The organism is Gluconobacter sp. P5H9_a (genome assembly GCF_018812085.1).
Taxonomy (GTDB): Bacteria; Pseudomonadota; Alphaproteobacteria; order Acetobacterales; family Acetobacteraceae; genus Gluconobacter.
On record NZ_JACRVW010000004.1, the window covers coordinates 107,273 to 123,795 of the forward strand.

At 57.7% G+C, this 16,523-nt stretch carries 13 protein-coding genes and 1 other RNA gene; 12 read left to right on the top strand and 2 right to left on the bottom strand.

The genetic code is table 11. From position 1 onward, the window contains the following. Nucleotide 1 precedes the first annotated feature (1 nt). From KP708_RS05950 to KP708_RS05980, 7 genes are all read left to right on the top strand, one after another. Nucleotides 2–859 (top strand): sugar phosphate isomerase/epimerase, encoded by an 858-nt coding sequence (locus tag KP708_RS05950; RefSeq protein WP_215749289.1) that lies wholly within the window; start codon nt 2–4, stop codon nt 857–859. A 16-nt stretch (nt 860–875) separates the two neighbouring features. After that, entirely contained in the window at nt 876–1,637 is a 762-nt protein-coding gene (locus KP708_RS05955) for an electron transfer flavoprotein subunit beta/FixA family protein (protein WP_215749287.1), read from the top strand. Beyond that, the gene (locus KP708_RS05960; RefSeq protein ID WP_215749285.1) at nt 1,637–2,563 is read left to right on the top strand and encodes an electron transfer flavoprotein subunit alpha/FixB family protein; all 927 of its coding nucleotides are present in this window, start codon (nt 1,637–1,639) and stop codon (nt 2,561–2,563) included. The genes KP708_RS05955 and KP708_RS05960 overlap by 1 nt, the downstream gene beginning before the upstream one ends. Before the next feature lie 34 nt (nt 2,564–2,597). Beyond that, nucleotides 2,598–4,250: an electron transfer flavoprotein-ubiquinone oxidoreductase gene (locus KP708_RS05965; RefSeq protein WP_252347253.1), complete on the top strand. Its 1,653-nt coding sequence runs from the start codon at nt 2,598–2,600 to the stop codon at nt 4,248–4,250. A 122-nt stretch (nt 4,251–4,372) separates the two neighbouring features. After that, nucleotides 4,373–5,773 carry a sugar porter family MFS transporter gene (locus KP708_RS05970; protein WP_252347252.1) on the top strand — a complete coding sequence of 467 codons (1,401 nt, stop codon included), beginning with the start codon at nt 4,373–4,375 and terminating at the stop codon, nt 5,771–5,773. 91 nt (nt 5,774–5,864) lie between these two features. Next, nucleotides 5,865–6,884 (top strand): type I glyceraldehyde-3-phosphate dehydrogenase, encoded by a 1,020-nt coding sequence (gene gap / locus KP708_RS05975; RefSeq protein ID WP_215749283.1) that lies wholly within the window; start codon nt 5,865–5,867, stop codon nt 6,882–6,884. A 72-nt stretch (nt 6,885–6,956) separates the two neighbouring features. Beyond that, nucleotides 6,957–7,421, top strand: a complete 465-nt coding sequence (locus KP708_RS05980) for a DUF3465 domain-containing protein (RefSeq protein ID WP_215749281.1) — start codon at nt 6,957–6,959, stop codon at nt 7,419–7,421. Between the two features lie 47 nt (nt 7,422–7,468). Here the strand turns inward: KP708_RS05980 and clpA are convergent, their stop codons facing one another. Further along, complete coding sequence (gene clpA, locus KP708_RS05985; protein WP_099210941.1) at nt 7,469–9,781, bottom strand: ATP-dependent Clp protease ATP-binding subunit ClpA; 2,313 nt, start codon at nt 9,779–9,781, stop codon at nt 7,469–7,471. 124 nt (nt 9,782–9,905) lie between these two features. After that, nucleotides 9,906–10,334, bottom strand: coding sequence for an ATP-dependent Clp protease adapter ClpS (gene clpS / locus KP708_RS05990; RefSeq protein ID WP_237389810.1), 429 nt, complete (start codon nt 10,332–10,334; stop codon nt 9,906–9,908). A 247-nt stretch (nt 10,335–10,581) separates the two neighbouring features. Between clpS and KP708_RS05995 the strand changes: the two genes are divergently transcribed. The 5 genes from KP708_RS05995 to KP708_RS06015 all read left to right on the top strand — a co-directional run bounded on the left by KP708_RS05995 (nt 10,582) and on the right by KP708_RS06015 (nt 16,509). Beyond that, nucleotides 10,582–11,637 carry a D-alanyl-D-alanine carboxypeptidase family protein gene (locus KP708_RS05995; RefSeq protein ID WP_215749279.1) on the top strand — a complete coding sequence of 352 codons (1,056 nt, stop codon included), beginning with the start codon at nt 10,582–10,584 and terminating at the stop codon, nt 11,635–11,637. Nucleotides 11,638–11,723: 86 nt separating this feature from the next. Continuing rightward, entirely contained in the window at nt 11,724–12,527 is an 804-nt protein-coding gene (gene map, locus KP708_RS06000; protein ID WP_215749277.1) for a type I methionyl aminopeptidase, read from the top strand. Further along, complete coding sequence (gene ggt, locus KP708_RS06005) at nt 12,524–14,323, top strand: gamma-glutamyltransferase (protein WP_215749275.1); 1,800 nt, start codon at nt 12,524–12,526, stop codon at nt 14,321–14,323. The genes map and ggt overlap by 4 nt, the downstream gene beginning before the upstream one ends. Nucleotides 14,324–14,369: 46 nt before the next feature. After that, nucleotides 14,370–14,464, top strand: an RNA gene (gene ffs / locus KP708_RS06010) — signal recognition particle sRNA small type. Nucleotides 14,465–14,565: 101 nt separating this feature from the next. Further along, complete coding sequence (locus tag KP708_RS06015) at nt 14,566–16,509, top strand: DNA polymerase III subunit gamma/tau (protein ID WP_215749273.1); 1,944 nt, start codon at nt 14,566–14,568, stop codon at nt 16,507–16,509. The last annotated feature ends 14 nt before the right edge of the window (nt 16,510–16,523 follow it).

The following is a 16,523-nucleotide window of genomic DNA, read 5'->3' on the forward strand; positions in this document are numbered from 1 at the left end:
CATGCGGGACTTTCGCCACGATCATTCGGCTCTCGCCCTCAATACCGCAACGCTTGGCCATAACGTGCCGGGTGTTGGGGCAGGGTGGTCACCGGAACAGACGATCGACGCCTGTGCTGAACGTGGCATCGGCGGGATCGTGTTCTGGCGGCGGGAGATCGAGGGCCGGGCTGCGGAAATTGGAGACCGGGCGCGTCAGGCCGGGTTGCAGGTTGTCGGCCTGTGCCGGACGCCCTTTCTGGTCGGTCCGCTGGGGCTTCAGAGCGAAGAGGCGATCCTGTCGGATTTCCGTCAGTCCATCGATCAGACAGCCGCACTCGGGACCGATGTTCTGACCATCGTTGTCGGTGGTGTGGAAACCGGCACGAAGGGCGTGGCTCACAGCCTGGACATCGTGGTGGACCGGATGGCGAAGGCCATTCCCTACGCTGAAGCCTGTGGCGTGAAACTCGCATTGGAGCCGCTGCATCCGGCCTACGCCGGAGACCGCTCCTGCCTCACGACTACCCGTGACGCCCTGGATATCTGCGACCTTCTGGCGTCGGATAGCGTGGGCGTTGCGATCGATATCTACCATGTGTGGTGGGACACGGACCTGCCACGCCAGCTCGCTCGTGCGGGAAACCGCATTCTGGGCTTTCACCTCTGTGACTGGCTCGTTCCCACAACGGACATCCTGCTTGACCGCGGGATGATGGGGGACGGCGTTGCAGACCTGCGGGGGATCCGCAGGGAGGTGGAAGCCGCCGGGTATTCCGGTTTCTGCGAGGTGGAAATCTTTTCCGCGAATAACTGGTGGAAGCGCCACCCGGCTGACGTGCTGGACACGATGGTCGAACGCTTCCGCACTGTCTGCTGACCCATCGGAGGGCATCATGAAGATCCTCGTCCCTGTCAAACGTGTCGTCGATTACAACGTCCGCATCCGCGTAAAGGGTGACGGATCTGGGGTCGAGCTTGCGAACGTCAAGATGTCGGTCAATCCGTTTGACGAAATCGCCATCGAAGAAGCCGTCCGTCTCAAGGAGAAAGGCATCGCCACAGAAGTGGTCGCTGTCTCTATCGGTGTGCCGCAGGCAAAAGAAACACTGCGCACCGTGCTAGCCATGGGCGCGGACTGCGCCATTTTCGTCGAAGCCACGACGGATGTGAATGTGGATATCGAGCCTCTCGCCGTCGCCAAACTGCTGGCGAAGGTGATTGAGGATGAGAAACCAAACCTTGTCATCGTAGGCAAACAGGCCATCGATAATGACATGAACGCGACTGGTCAGATGCTTGCCGCCCTGCTGGGCTGGGGCCAGGCCACCTTCGCATCATCCGTCGAGATTGAGGGCGACAGTGCAACCGTCAGCCGTGAGGTTGATGGTGGCCTTCAGACGATCCGCGTGAAGCTACCCGCCATCATCACGTCGGATCTGCGCCTGAACGAGCCGCGTTATGTCGCGTTGCCCAACATCATGAAGGCCAAGAAGAAGCCGCTCGAAGAACGCAAGGCGTCTGACCTCGGCGTGGACATTGCGCCGCGTCTGAAGGTCATCCGCACGGTTGAACCGCCTCAGCGTCAGGCTGGTGTGAAGGTCAGTTCCGTTGATGAGCTGGTTTCGAAACTCAAAAATGAAGCAGGAGTGATCTGATGTCTGTTCTGCTGCTCGCTGAAGTGGCCAATGGCCACCTCGTAACCGATACCGTTGCCAAGGCCCTGTCTGCCGTCAAAGCGCTGGGCGATGTGACGGTTCTCGTTGCCACCCAGAACGGCGCGGAAGCTGCCGCCGAAGCTGCAAAGCTTGAGGGTGTCTCCAGGGTCCTGCTGGCGGATGATGCGTCTCTGGCTCATGAACTGGCTGAACCTGTCGCCGCCCTCATTGTGTCTCTGGCATCCGGGTATAGCCATATCGCTGCGGGCTCGACGGCGTTCTCCAAGAACGTTCTGCCACGTGTTGCGGCTCTTCTGGATGTCATGATCCTGTCAGACGTAACGGCTGTGAAGGATGCCGAGACGTTCGATCGTCCGGTCTATGCCGGCAATGCGATCCAGACGGTGCAGTCCTCCGATCCGGTGAAGGTTTTCACCATTCGCACGGCGGCCTTCTCGGCTGTCGGCGAAGGTGGCTCAGCCAGTGTGGAAAATGTCTCCGTTCCCGCTGATCCGGCGCTGTCGTCCTGGGTGGAAGACAAGGCAGTTGAGTCCGAACGTCCGGAGCTAACGGCTGCCAAGAATATCGTCTCAGGTGGTCGTGGCGTCGGATCGAAAGAGAACTTCGACACCATCGCCAAGCTTGCGGACAAGCTGAATGCTGCCATCGGCGCCAGCCGTGCGGCCGTGGATGCCGGATACGCGCCGAATGACTGGCAGGTCGGGCAGACGGGCAAGATCGTGGCGCCTGATCTGTATATCGCGGTCGGTATTTCCGGGGCGATCCAGCATCTGGCCGGCATGAAGGATTCCCGGGTGATCGTCGCCATCAACAAGGACGAAGACGCCCCGATTTTCCAGGTCGCGGATTATGGGCTGGTAGGAGATCTCTTCACCATCCTTCCCGAACTGACGGCAAAACTCTGACAGCCCCCGGCAGCCTGCAGGGAGGAGAAAGACCATGACTACGATCGAACGGGAAAGCATGGACTATGACGTTGTCATCGTCGGCGCTGGCCCTGCCGGTCTCTCCGCGGCGATCCGGCTCAAACAGAACGAGCCGGGCCTCTCCGTGGTCGTACTGGATAAAGGGTCTGAAGTCGGGGCGCATATCCTGTCAGGCGCGGTCATTGATCCGTGTGCGCTGGACGTGCTGCTTCCAGAGTGGCGGACCATGGATGCGCCCATCACCGTGCCGGTAAGGGAAGACAATTTCTTCCTGCTGACAGAAAAGAGCCAGATCCGCCTGCCGAATGTTCTGATGCCAAAGCTCATGGGCAACCACGGGAATTACATTGTCTCGCTGGGGAATGTCTGCCGCTGGCTGGCACAGGTCGCAGAGGGGCTGGAAGTGGAAATTTTCCCCGGTATGGCGGCAAGCCAAGTCGTTTATGACGATCAGGGTCGCGTTACGGGTGTAGTGGCTGGCGAGTTCGGTAAAAACCCGGATGGAACGCCGGGTGATGCCTACGAGCCTGGTATGGAACTGCGCGGGAAATACGTGTTCTTCGCCGAAGGTGCGCGGGGATCACTGGCTCGTCAGTTGATGGATCGTTTCGCGCTTTCCGAGGGCAAGGACCCGCAGAAATTCGGGCTGGGCCTCAAGGAAATCTGGGAGATCGATCCCGCCAAGCATCATGAAGGCACGGTCACACACACCATGGGCTGGCCGCTGAACAGCAAAGCAGGTGGCGGGTCCTTCATCTACCATCTCGACAACAATCAGGTCTGCATCGGGTTCGTCGTCCATCTGGGCTATGAAAACCCGTATCTGGACCCTTACCGTGAGTTTCAGGAGTTCAAGCATCATCCGATGGTGGCCGAACTGCTGAAGGGCGGAAAACGCGTGGCTTATGGTGCGCGTGCGCTATCCGAAGGTGGTTGGCAGTCCATTCCGAAAGTGACTTTCCCTGGCGGCGTTCTGCTCGGGTGTTCCGCCGGGCTGGTGAATGTTCCGCGCATCAAGGGCAGTCATAACGCCATTTTCTCTGGCATTGCTGCTGCCGATGCGGCCCGCGCAGCGCTGGCGGCTGGGCGCGCTCAGGATGAACTGACGGATTATGAGGAAGAACTGCGAAACGGCCCTGTCGGGACAGACTTAAAGGCCGTCCGTAACGTCAAACCTCTGTGGGAGCGGTTTGGCCTCCTGGGCGGTGTGGCGCTCGGTGGTCTGGATATGTGGATGACAACTCTGACCGGGCATTCTCCCTTCAGAACGCTCGGGCATGGAAAGTCCGATGCCGCGGCAACGGGGTTGGCTGCCAGTTTCAAGCCGATTGAATATCGCAAGCCGGACGGGCAACTCAGCTTTGATCGCACAACCAACGTGGCGTTCTCCTTCACCAATCATGAAGAGCGCCAACCCTGCCATCTGACCCTCCGCGATCCATCCATTCCGATCCAGGTGAACTTGCCGCTCTACGCTGAGCCTGCCCAGCGTTACTGCCCTGCGGGCGTGTATGAGGTTCTGCGTCCGGAGAATGAACAGCCACGGTTTCAGATTAATTTCCAGAATTGTGTGCATTGCAAAACCTGCGACATCAAAGATCCGAGCCAGAATATCGTTTGGACAACGCCGCAGGGAGGTGATGGACCGAACTATCCAAACATGTAAATTCAAATAAAAATAAATATAATTCTTCTCTTTTATTTGATTTTACTTGAATAAACAACCTGAGAACATGCTGCGTTGAAAGACTATTCCCATAATGGGAATCTGAAGTAAGGAATAAGGCAATGAGTGGCATCGACCTTTCGGCACCACCGCCGCCAGTGTCTCTGAATGGTAAAAGTGTCCTGACGGCAATTCTGGCTGCTGTTGCGGGTCTGATGTTTGGTCTCGATCTGGGTGTGATTTCAGGGGCTCTGAAATTCATCGGTCTGGAATTCAACGTCACGGACTTCGGCAAGGAGTGCATCGTCTCATCGATGATGGTTGGTGCGGCGGTAGGTGCCGTCTGCGGTGGGCGCCTGTCCTATCTCTTCGGCCGGAAGCGGCTGCTGCTGTCTTCAGCTGTCCTGTTTGTTCTTGGGTCGCTGCTGTGCGCACTGGCAACATCCGTCACGCTGCTGATTGTGGGGCGTATGGTGCTTGGCGTGTCTGTTGGCATCGCAAGCTTTACCGCTCCCCTTTACATCTCCGAGATTGCGCATCAGCACTACCGTGGGTCCCTGATCTCGGTTTACCAGCTCATGATTACGGTCGGGATTTTTGTAGCGTTCATCTCTGATGCGCTGCTGGCCTATTCCGGTTCATGGCGCTGGATGCTCGGCATCGTCGCTATTCCAGGCGTCGTGTTTCTGCTTGGCGTGCTGCTGCTGCCTGACAGTCCCCGTTGGCTCGTATTGCGGGGCCGTAAGGACGAAGCCTTTACGGTTCTGCATCAGTTGCGTGGCCATGAAGGCGACGCACGTGCCGAGATCTCGGACATTGAAGAGCAGCTTGCGCAGATTGAAGGCGGCTATGGCCTGTTCAAGGCCAACGCCAATTTCCGCCGCTCTGTTTTTCTGGGCATCCTGCTCCAGACCATGCAGCAGTTCACGGGCATCATCGTGGTGATGTACTACGCCCCCCGCATCTTCGAAGTCGCAGGCTTTGGCGATAACGCAGCCATGTGGGGCACAGCCATTGTCGGTCTGGTGAATGTGCTTTCGACGTTCATTGCCATCGGCTTCGTGGACAAATGGGGTCGTCGCCCGATGCTGGTTGCCGGCTTCATCATCATGACGATCGGCATGGCTTCAGTTGGCACGCTGCTCTACTTCGGAACCGGCAATAGCGAACTTGCGCGATATGGCGCCGTGATCATGCTGCTGGCCTTCATCGTCGGATTTGCGTTCTCTGCCGGTCCGCTGGTGTGGATCCTGTGCTCGGAAGTTCAGCCCATCAAAGGGCGCGATTTCGGCATCGGTTGCTCCACCTTCACGAACTGGGTCACGAACATGATCGTCGGCCTGACGTTCCTGACGCTCCTGAACACCATCGGGAATGCCCAGACCTTCTGGATGTACGCGGCGTTCAATGCGTTCTTCATCTACCTCACCCTGAAATTTGTGCCTGAAACCCGCGGTGTTTCCCTTGAGCAGATTGAGCGGAATCTGATGGCGGGCAAGCCACTCAACCGGATCGGTCTGTGATCCTGCCCCTCGGCACGACTGTCCCGGCGCTTTCACACCTGCCGGGACAAACCGCCTTTGCGGCGGTTTTCCCTGACGGAGACCAAAGACAATGACAGTAAAGATCGCCATTAACGGTTTTGGCCGTATTGGCAGACTGGCCCTTCGCAGCATTCTTGAAAGCGGCCGGGATGACGTTGTGCCCGTCGCCATCAATGGCCCTGGGTCTGTTGAAGACAAGATTCACATGCTGACATATGACAGCGTGCATGGCCGCCTGCCAGGGGAAATCCACGTCGAGGGCGATATGCTGACCCTGACCCATAACGGGCGGTCTTACGGTCCCATTCGCATTTCATCCGAGCGTGATCCGTCGAAGGTGCCATTTGACGGTGTCGATGTGGCTCTTGAATGTTCCGGACTGTTCACCACCAAGGAAAAAGCTTCCACGCTTCTTCAGGCTGGTGCCCGGAAAGTCCTGATTTCAGCGCCTGGCACGGATGTTGACGCGACCATCGTTTACGGCGTGAACAATGACATGCTGAAGCCGGACATGACGGTCATTTCCAATGCCTCCTGCACAACGAATTGTCTGGCGCCGCTCGTGAAAGTGCTCGACGACAATTACGGTATCGAGTGCGGATACATGGTGACGATCCACTCTTTCACCGGAGACCAGCAGATCGTTGACCGGCGCCACAAGGACCTTCGCCGGGCAAGAGCCGCGTCGCTCAACATGGTGCCTACGTCCACGGGAGCGGCCAAGGCAATTGGTCTGGTTCTGCCGCATTTGAAGGGCCGGCTGGATGGCACGTCCATTCGCGTGCCAACGCCCAATGTTTCGCTGGTATCGTTCGACTTCCTGTCCCGCCGTCCACCGGAAACGGCCAAAGACGTCAATCGCGTTATGCAGGAGGCTGCTTCGGGCCCCTTGAAAGGTGTGCTGGCCTATAGCAGCGCCCCGTTGGTTAGTAGCGACTTCAACCATTCGCCTGCATCCTCGAATTTTGACGCCACGCAGACGGCCATCATGGAATGTGGGCGAATGGTTCGCGTCTGCTCATGGTATGACAATGAATGGGGCTTTTCGAACCGCATGATCGATACGGCTGTTCTGTTCGGCTCCCTGTAAACGGGCGACGGCATTTGTTTCAGGATGTGTTTCGGCGCATAAAAGCACTTTCCTGACTGGAGAGTGCTTTTGATGATGTCCCATCTGAGACTTCTGGCTGCAATGGCGTGTTTTGGTGCGCCACTTCCTGCTCTGGCACAGGCGATAGCGCCGATGCCGGCAAGCTGTGACAACGCCAAATTCCTGAGTGACCAGCAGACCTTCGAGCAACGTGGCGCCACCCGGACGGATCTTCCCGAGCATATTTGCGGGCGCGTCATCGCTATTGCACCCCATGCGAAGCGGACCCGCAGCGGATGGCATGGCTATTTCTACCTAGATGTAGGGCAGGGCGTGTCCATCCGGATTGTCTCGGGGCTTGATGAAATGACTGCCCCACAATGGCCCTGGGTGCAGAAGGGCGACACCGTCGAGGTTCAGGGGCGGTACTACTACGACAGCCTGCGCAAGCAGGGGATTGACTGGACGCATCACGGCACCAGCCGCAAATGGCCGTGGCCCGGCTATGTGACCGTCAACGGACACCGTTACGAATAAAAAAAAGCCCGTAGGAATGTCCTACGGGCTTTTTCGTGACGGGCGGCCTAGTTGGTCGCTTCGTCTTTCTTCTCGGCGCTGCTGTCGCCTTTGACGCCGGTCCCTTCGATGATCTCGAAGTCCAGCACGTCGTTCTTAAGGCCAATCTTGACGGCCCCGCCTTTGGCCAGTCGACCGAAGAGCAGTTCCTCGGCCAGTGGCTTCTTGATGTGCTCCTGAATAACGCGCCCCAGAGGACGTGCGCCATACAGGCGATCATAACCCTTCTCGGCCAGCCATTCCTTGGCAGCAGAGGAGATTTCGATCGTAACGTGACGGTCAGCCAACTGGGCTTCGAGCTGGAGAACGAACTTCTCCACCACGCGGCCCACGGTTTCCGGCGTCAGGTTAGCAAACGGAATGATCGCATCCAGACGATTGCGGAACTCAGGCGTGAAGGTGCGTTTGATCGCCTCTTCATCCTCGCCCGCACGGCTGGTCCGGCCAAAACCGATCGCTTCCTTGGACAGGTCAGCCGCGCCCGCATTCGTGGTCATGATCAGGATCACGTTGCGGAAATCGACTGTCTTGCCATTGTGGTCTGTCAGGCGGCCATGATCCATGACCTGAAGCAGGACGTTGTAAAGGTCCGGATGGGCCTTTTCGATTTCGTCCAGCAGCAGGACGGCATGGGGATGCTGGTCAATCGCATCCGTCAGCAGTCCACCCTGATCAAACCCGACATACCCTGGAGGCGCGCCGATCAGACGGGAGATCGAATGACGCTCCATGTACTCGGACATGTCAAAGCGGATCAACTCGATGCCCAGAGACGACGCCAACTGACGCGCAACTTCCGTCTTGCCGACGCCCGTAGGGCCGGAGAACAGGTAGTTGCCAATCGGCTTCTCCGCATCACGCAGGCCCGCACGGGACAGCTTGATCGCCGCAGCCAGTGCATCAATCGCCTTGTCCTGCCCGAACACCATGTTCCGCAGATCCCGCTCCAGATGGCGCAGGGTCTCCCGATCATCCGCCGTGACACTCTTGGGTGGGATGCGGGCAATCTTGGCGATTGCATCTTCCACATCCCGCAGCGTCACGGTCTTGCGGCGCTTGTTCTCAGGCACCAGCATCCGCGCCGCACCGACTTCGTCAATAACGTCGATGGCTTTATCGGGCAGTTTGCGGTCATGCACATACCGGGCTGCCAATTCGACGGCGCCACGCAGGGCTTCGTCGGTATAGCGAACCTTGTGATGCTTCTCGTAGCTGCCTTTAAGGCCGCGCAGGATCTTGATCGTGTCCTCGACTGACGGCTCAGGGACGTCAATCTTCTGGAAGCGCCGCACCAGTGCACGGTCTTTCTCGAAGTGCTGACGGAACTCCTTGTATGTCGTGGAGCCAATGCAGCGCAGCGTCCCTGCAGCCAGAGCTGGCTTGAGCAGGTTCGATGCATCCATCGCACCACCAGACGTCGCACCCGCGCCAATGACTGTGTGGATTTCGTCAATGAACAGGATCGCACCGGGCGTCTGGTCCATTTCCGTCACAACAGCCTTGAGGCGTTCTTCGAAATCACCGCGGTAACGTGTGCCAGCCAGCAGGGAACCCATGTCGAGAGAGTAGATTGTGCAGTCCTGCAGGACTTCAGGCACGTCTTTCTCAACAATACGCTTTGCCAGACCTTCCGCGATCGCAGTCTTGCCGACGCCCGGGTCACCCACATACAGCGGGTTATTTTTGGTGCGGCGGCACAGGATCTGGATCGTGCGTTCGATCTCCTGATCGCGACCAATCAGTGGATCGATCCGCCCTTCACGGGCACGGTCGTTCAGATTGACGCAATAGGTCGCGAGGGCGCCGTCCTTGGCTGTTTCCTTACGTTCTTCACGCTCGGAATTATCCTTGGATGCAGCGGCGGCCTTACGGCCAGCGCCACGGTCCGGCGCTTTGGCGATGCCATGCGAAATGAAGTTCACGGCGTCGAGTCGTGTCATGTCCTGCAATTGCAGGAAGTACACGGCGTGGCTTTCACGTTCCGCAAAGAGTGCAACGAGAACATTGGCACCCGTAACTTCATCGCGGCCTGTGCTTTGCACATGGATGGCCGCGCGCTGAATCACGCGCTGGAAAGCCGCTGTTGGTTTTGGTTCTGTCGGACGGTCGGACGCAAGACCGGCAAGGTCTTTGTCCAGAAAGTCCGTCAGGTCCGAGCGCAGCTTGTCGAGGTCAATTCCGCAGGCGCGGAAAACCGTCAGTGCATCGGCATCTTCTGTCAGAGCCAGCAGCAGATGTTCGAGGGTGGCATACTCATGACGCCGATCACCTGCGAATGTCAGGGCGCGGTGGAGCGTCTGTTCGAGCGTACGGGACAGCATAGGGTGGCGCTCCTCTCGACCTCTCGTGGAAGAGGTATCTTGTCGTGGTGCAACACGTAACGCCAGTCAGAAACGTAAGGCTGAACAAGAAATTGTCCGATGCCTGTATGACTGTGGCGGGAAATCAGTCTTTTTCGATCGTACACTGAAGCGGATGCTGGTTCTGGCGGGCCAGATCCATAACCTGAGCGACCTTGCTCTCCGCAACTTCGTAAGTGAAAACGCCGCAGACCCCTACGCCCCGCTGATGCACATGCAGCATGATGGTGGTGGCTTCTTCCCTGTTCTTGGAGAAAAACCGCTCCAGCACGTGCACGACAAACTCCATCGGTGTGTAGTCATCGTTGAGCATAAGAACCTTGTACATCGACGGCTTGCGCGTCCGTGTACGAGGGCGAACGACAACGCTGATCTCAAGATCTTCGTCATCGGGCAGGCGTGGATTTGTCGGGCCTTTGGGGTCCGATGATCCTGGTCCCATCCTGATCGGCCCGGAAATGGACTCGGCTACAGAATGGGAGGTGGCTGGTGAAGGGAGATCGTAAGAAGACATGACTGGTATGATATGGGACGCTTCCCCCGACTTGAGAAGGGGGTAAGGATGAGTACATTTCGTGAATATCGCCATCTTCCTGACATGTTCTGGTCGGGTTTGGGTCATGCTTACGAAAAATTAAGCAAACTGCCCCAAACCTTGTGGACGGGCGCTTTTTGTTGCGCCTAGAGTAACGGGATTAAGGACTGCGTTAAACAGTCCGATGTTTCCAGCGTTCAATGTTTTGTTCAGAGGCTGCCACATAATGCGTTTCCCTGTCCGCAAGGCCCTTCTGTTATGCGCTCTGACTGCAGTTGGTGCGGGCTCTGCCAAGGCACAATACGCAGGCCACACGTCCAGTTTCGTGATGGATGCACATTCAGGCGCCGTTCTGTCCCAGTCGGACGCCGATCTTCAGCGGTATCCTGCATCCCTGACAAAACTCATGACGCTGTATCTGACCTTCCGTGCGCTGGAAGCCCATCAGATTACGCTGGATCAGGAAGTTCCGGTTTCCATTCACGCTTCCATGCAGGCTCCGTCCAAGCTTGGGCTCGTTCCAGGCACCCGGCTGACCGTTGAGCAGGGCATTCTGGCGCTTGTCACCAAGTCAGCGAATGACGCTGCGTGCGCTCTGGGTGAGTTCCTGGGTGGTGGCGACGAGGTTCGTTTTGCACAGCTCATGACGCAGCAGGCGCGTGCGCTGGGAATGGCCAACACAACGTTCCGCAACGCATCCGGCCTGCCTGACCCCGATCAGGTCACGACAGCGCATGATCTAGGGCTTCTCGCACAGCACCTGATCAACGATTTCCCGCAGTATTATCACTATTTCGGCGTGCCTTCCTTCTATTTCCATCGTCATCTGGTTCCTAACCATGATCCGATGCTGAAAATCTATTCGGGCGCTGACGGCATGAAGACGGGTTACACCGATGCTGCGGGGCGAAATCTCGTCACGTCTGCCATTCGTGGAAATGTTCGTCTGATTGGTGTGGTGCTCGGGTCGTCCTCGAATGCGCGCCGTTCGATGGAAATGGCGTCCATTCTGGATGATGGTTTTGCTTCAGAAGGCGTCGCGCCACAGCCTTTGCTTCATCCGGTCGCTCCGCGCACGGTCATGATTGCGTCTGCGCGCCATGGTGGTCGTTTCGCGCATCATGGGATGATGGTTGCATCCAGCCGTCCTGTTGAAGTGGCGGATGCGCCAACGTCACCGCGCCGTTATGGCCGTGTTGCGCATCATTCAGCCTCTGTTCGCATGGTCAGTGCTCACCATGTTGCTGCCCATCACAAGCCGGGCCGTCACCCGCGCGGGTGAAAAACTCGCATCACTGCCTTGCGATCCGGTCGGGACGGTCGCATTTTGTCCCGACCAGTTAAGAGATTTAGGATCGGGCGGTAGACATGGGTGATAATTCGCGTGGGATTGTTCTTTATGACAGTGAAGATTTCAAACATCTAAGAACGGTCGGTCATCTGGCAGCGGCAACGCTGGATATGATCACCGAGCATGTTCAACCCGGCGTCACGACGGAAGAACTCAATACCCTTATTCATGAGTTCACTCTGGCGCACGGCGCTACACCGGCTCCTCTGAATTATCATGGCTTCCCGAAATCCTGCTGCATTTCGATCAACCATGTTGTGTGTCACGGCATCCCCGGTGAGAAGAAACTGGCCAACGGCGATATCGTCAATATTGACGTCACGTCCATTCTGGATGGCTGGTACGGGGATAATTCCCGGATGTACATCGTAGGCAAGGCCCCCAAGAAAGCCGAAAAACTGGTTGAGGTGACCTATGAGTCCCTCATGCTCGGCATTGAGCAGGTCAAGCCAGGCAATACGCTGGGCGATGTCGGTCATGCCATTCAGGTCCATGCGGAAAAGAACCGTTTCTCTATTGTACGTGATTTTTGTGGTCACGGCATTGGCCGGGAATTCCATGCCGCTCCGAACGTCCTGCATTACGGCAAGCCAGGGCAGGGCGTGAAGCTCGTGCCGGGAATGGTTTTCACCATTGAGCCGATGCTGAATATCGGCAAGCCTGAAGTAAAAATTCTTGATGATGGCTGGACAGCTGTCACGCGTGACCGGACGCTGTCTGCACAATTCGAGCATATGATTGGCGTGACGGACGACGGATGTGAAATCTTCACGCTGTCCCCGAAAGGTTACAACAAGCCCCCATACGGAGCTGGCGCATGAAAAAACTCTTTGCCCTGATTGTCGCGGGCCTGACGGGGGGCACGGCGCTGGCTGCTCCCCCGGCAGCCCCTTTGAGCTCTGCCCATGATCCGCTGGCCTTTGGTCCGGATCATACGTCTCCGGGCGTTCTGGTCTCTGGCAAGCATGGCATGGTGGTTTCCGCCCAGCATCTCGCTTCTGATGCCGGCGCCAAAATCCTGGCGGAAGGTGGTAATGCCATCGATGCAGCGGTTGCGGTGGGTTATGCGCTGGCTGTCGTTTACCCCGCTGCGGGTAATATCGGCGGTGGCGGCTTCATGACGATCCGCCTGAAATCCGGGCAGACAGTATTTGTGGACTTCCGGGAGCATGCCCCGGGTGCTGCAACAGCCGCCATGTATCAGGATGCGTCTGGCAAAGTCATTCCGGGGCTTTCAACGGAAGGCTGGAAAGCAGTTGCCGTTCCGGGGACTGTCGCAGGCTTGGATACGATCCTTCAGAAGTGGGGGCGTTTGCCGCGGGCAAAAGTCATGGCCCCTGCCATAGCGCTCGCCCGTGATGGGTTTGTGCTCAATGAAGGCGACGTGCAACTTCTCGACACGTCCACAAAGTATTTCCGTCAGGACCCATACGCACGGTCTATTTTTCTGCGCCCGGACGGATCGTCCTTTCAGCCTGGAGACCGGCTGATTCAGAAAAATCTGGCCAATTCTCTTGAGCTGGTCGCCAAGAGTGGTCCGAAAGCGTTCTACGAAGGTCCGATCTCTGCTGAAATCGTGCGGGCCAGTGAAGAAGGTGGTGGCCTTCTGAAGCCGTCAGATTTCACGAACTATCATATCCGGTTTCTTGAGCCGATCCGCTGCACCTATCGTGGGTACACGATCGACACGGCACCCCCTCCGAGTGGTGGTGGCATCGCGCTATGCGAAATTCTGAACATTCTTTCCGGCTACGATATGCACGCCCTTGGCCTGCACACAGCAGCCTCTGCGCAGCGTGAAATTGAAGCCATGCGCCATGCGTACTCGGATCGACGCGATCTGGGGGATCCGGCATTCGTCAAGAATCCGATCGAGCATCTGAATGATCCGGCATATGCCGCACAGGTCAGGGCAGGCATCCCGCTAGATCAGGCGCTGCCGTCCAATACGCTTCGTGCCGGTGAAGCGCTCCCGGTCAAGGCTGTCCAGGCGGCTCCGGATACGCAGGAAAAGCACGAAACAACACAGTTCTCGGTATTGGACAAGAGCGGCATGGCCGTTTCGGCGACATATACCCTGAATGGATGGTTTGGCTCTGGTGTCATGGGTGGCAACACCGGCATCTGGCTCAACGACGAGATGGATGATTTCTCGGCCAAGCCAGGTGCCCCCAATATGTTTGGGATTGTTGGCTCGGAAGCCAATGCCATTGCTCCGGGCAAAACGCCGCTATCGTCCATGTCTCCGTCGATTGTCTCCAAAGATGGCAAGGTGATTATGGTGATCGGAAGCCCTGGTGGTTCCCGTATTCCGACGATCACGCTTTCTGCCATTCTGGGTGTGCTCGATTATGGGCTCGATATCCGACAGGCTGTTGATCTGCCGCGAATCCACGAGCAGTGGGAGCCATCTGCTGTGGAGCTCGAACCGGGGGCCCTGACGGACGAGGTGATGGATAAGCTGAAATCTGAAGGATATGCGCTGTCTCTGCATCGTCCATGGGGTGTGGCAGAAGGTATTCTGGCAGATCGTCCAAGCCTGTCTGCACACAAAACTGGGCTCATTTATGGGGCTGCTGACCCGCGTCATGCAGGGGGTAAAGCCGCGGGTGAATGATAGGGGGTTGTCAGACACCCCTATCTCCGTGTTAGGAGAGCGCCGGGAGGTCGGCTTTGGACGGATACCTTGCCAACCCGGTCAGGTCCGGAAGGAAGCAGCCGCAGTGAGTTTTATCCGGGTTAAATGTCCGGCCTCCTACCTAGTGCAGCCTGTGGGCGCGGCAGTTTTACTGCCAGGCGCCCCGGTGCAAGACCGACAGAGTGCGGTCTCATTCCCCGCTCTGACGGCTTTCCAGTTTCATGACTGACGATATCGACGATCTTCCCCTGCCGCCCGAGAGCGGTGGTGGCTTCTTTGGTGAAGCCCCGGCCGAGCAGGCTCCAGTTCCTATTCAGGCAGAAAAAAGCACGCCTTATCGTGTCCTTGCCCGAAAATATCGCCCCCAGACACTCGATGACCTGATCGGTCAGGACACGCTGGTACGAATTCTGCGTCGGGCGTTCGAACTGAAGCGTGTGGCGCATGCCTTCATGCTGACGGGTGTGCGCGGCGTGGGGAAAACTACGACCGCCCGAATTATCGCACGCGCCTTGAACTGCATCGGGCCAGACGGGAAGGGTGGGCCGACTGCGGAGCCCTGTGGTATTTGTGCAAACTGCACTGCCATTCTCGCGGACCGACATCCGGACGTTCTGGAAATGGATGCGGCGTCTCGCACGGGCGTTGATGATGTGCGTGAAATTATCGAGGCGACCCGTTTCCGCCCGATGCAGGCGCGCATGAAAGTCTTCATCATCGATGAAGTGCACATGCTGTCTCGCAATGCGTTCAATGCCCTGCTGAAAACGCTGGAAGAGCCTCCGTCACAGGTTACGTTCATTTTTGCCACGACGGAGTTGCGGAAAGTTCCGGTGACGGTGCTGTCCCGCTGTCAGCGGTTTGACCTCCGGCGCGTGCCTCAGGCGCTGCTGACCGAACATTTTGGGCGCATTGCCGAAAAGGAAGGGGCCACTCTTTCCGAAGATGCTCTGGCGCTCATCGCTCGTGCGGCTGATGGCTCGGTCCGTGACGGATTATCCCTATTAGATCAGGCGATTGCACAGGGTGCAAGCGACGCCGATGCCGTGTCGGACATGCTGGGTCTGGCAGATCGTGGACTGGTCTTTGATCTGCTTGATGCCCTTATGGCCGGCAAGGCAGCAGAGGCCTTGGACCTTACTGATCAGGCCTATGCACGGGGTGCTGATCTCGGCGTTCTCCTGACGGATCTTCTGGATCTTCTGCATCTTGTTTCCCGTCTCAAGGCGATGCCAGGTCTTCGTGAAAGCCGGGACCTTCCAGAAGCCGAGCGACTGCGTGGTGGGGTGCTGGCAGACAGGCTCTCAACCAGCAGTTTGGGACGAGCCTGGCAGATTCTTCTGAAAGGTGTGAACGAGGTCGAATCTGCGCCGGATCGTCGTCAGGCGGCTGAAATGGTTCTGATTCGACTGTGCCACGCCAGCCTTCTCCCGACGCCTGACCGTCTGATCCGTCAGTTGACTGAAGGCGGGGTCGATCTCTCATTGCCATCAGGCCCTTCGGGGGGAGCAGCTTCGTCCGGAGAGATGTCGTCTGGGTTGCAGACTGCGCCTGTGCCGTCGACGTCCGTATCGCCAACTGACACAGGTGGCCCTCGTGCGCATGTCCGTTTGGTGGCCAATGGCGGCGAAATTATTGAGCCGGGTTATGCGGAAGCCGCTCCTGAGCTGGCGCCGGAACCCGAACTTCCTCCGCCCCCGCCACGAACATGGCGCGAGATGGTCGCTCTGGTTTGGGACAAGCAGCCGCAGTTGCATGGGGTTCTGCGCTCGTCGGTGCATCTGGTACGTTTTTCACCCCCCGATGTGCAGGTTCGCCTGGAAGACCAGCACACCAAGGCGGACCGTCTCCTTCAGAATTTTCTTGAAGAGATGTTTCCCGGCCAGTGGCGCATTAGTCTTTCCACAGCCGAAGGTGAGCCAACCCTGGATGAACAGGGTGCGGAGGTGGTGGCCATCAACCGTGCAATGGTTGAGGCACACCCGTTGGTCCAAGCCATTCTTGATACTTTCCCCGGTGCGAAAATCGGCGATGTGCAAGACCACTCCCTTGATGAATACGGTCTTCCACCCGAAATAACCGCACCATTGACGGAGGACTCTCCTCCGGATCTGGAATTCGCGCCTTTGGACGCTGATTTCCTTGATGAAGATGATCTGAACTGAAAGACCAGGAGACG

Excerpts from the sequence above, each read along its gene's own strand:
- clpA (WP_099210941.1), bottom strand. The coding sequence starts at position 9,781 with ATGCTGTCCCGTACGCTCGAACAGACGCTCCACCGCGCCCTGACATTC.
- KP708_RS05960 (WP_215749285.1), top strand. The coding sequence starts at position 1,637 with ATGTCTGTTCTGCTGCTCGCTGAAGTGGCCAATGGCCACCTCGTAACC.
- KP708_RS05965 (WP_252347253.1), top strand. The coding sequence starts at position 2,598 with ATGACTACGATCGAACGGGAAAGCATGGACTATGACGTTGTCATCGTC.
- KP708_RS05995 (WP_215749279.1), top strand. The coding sequence starts at position 10,582 with ATGCGTTTCCCTGTCCGCAAGGCCCTTCTGTTATGCGCTCTGACTGCA.
- clpS (WP_237389810.1), bottom strand. The coding sequence starts at position 10,334 with ATGTCTTCTTACGATCTCCCTTCACCAGCCACCTCCCATTCTGTAGCC.
- map (WP_215749277.1), top strand. The coding sequence starts at position 11,724 with ATGGGTGATAATTCGCGTGGGATTGTTCTTTATGACAGTGAAGATTTC.
- KP708_RS05950 (WP_215749289.1), top strand. The coding sequence starts at position 2 with ATGCGGGACTTTCGCCACGATCATTCGGCTCTCGCCCTCAATACCGCA.
- KP708_RS05970 (WP_252347252.1), top strand. The coding sequence starts at position 4,373 with ATGAGTGGCATCGACCTTTCGGCACCACCGCCGCCAGTGTCTCTGAAT.
- KP708_RS05955 (WP_215749287.1), top strand. The coding sequence starts at position 876 with ATGAAGATCCTCGTCCCTGTCAAACGTGTCGTCGATTACAACGTCCGC.
- gap (WP_215749283.1), top strand. The coding sequence starts at position 5,865 with ATGACAGTAAAGATCGCCATTAACGGTTTTGGCCGTATTGGCAGACTG.
- KP708_RS06015 (WP_215749273.1), top strand. The coding sequence starts at position 14,566 with ATGACTGACGATATCGACGATCTTCCCCTGCCGCCCGAGAGCGGTGGT.
- KP708_RS05980 (WP_215749281.1), top strand. The coding sequence starts at position 6,957 with ATGATGTCCCATCTGAGACTTCTGGCTGCAATGGCGTGTTTTGGTGCG.
- ggt (WP_215749275.1), top strand. The coding sequence starts at position 12,524 with ATGAAAAAACTCTTTGCCCTGATTGTCGCGGGCCTGACGGGGGGCACG.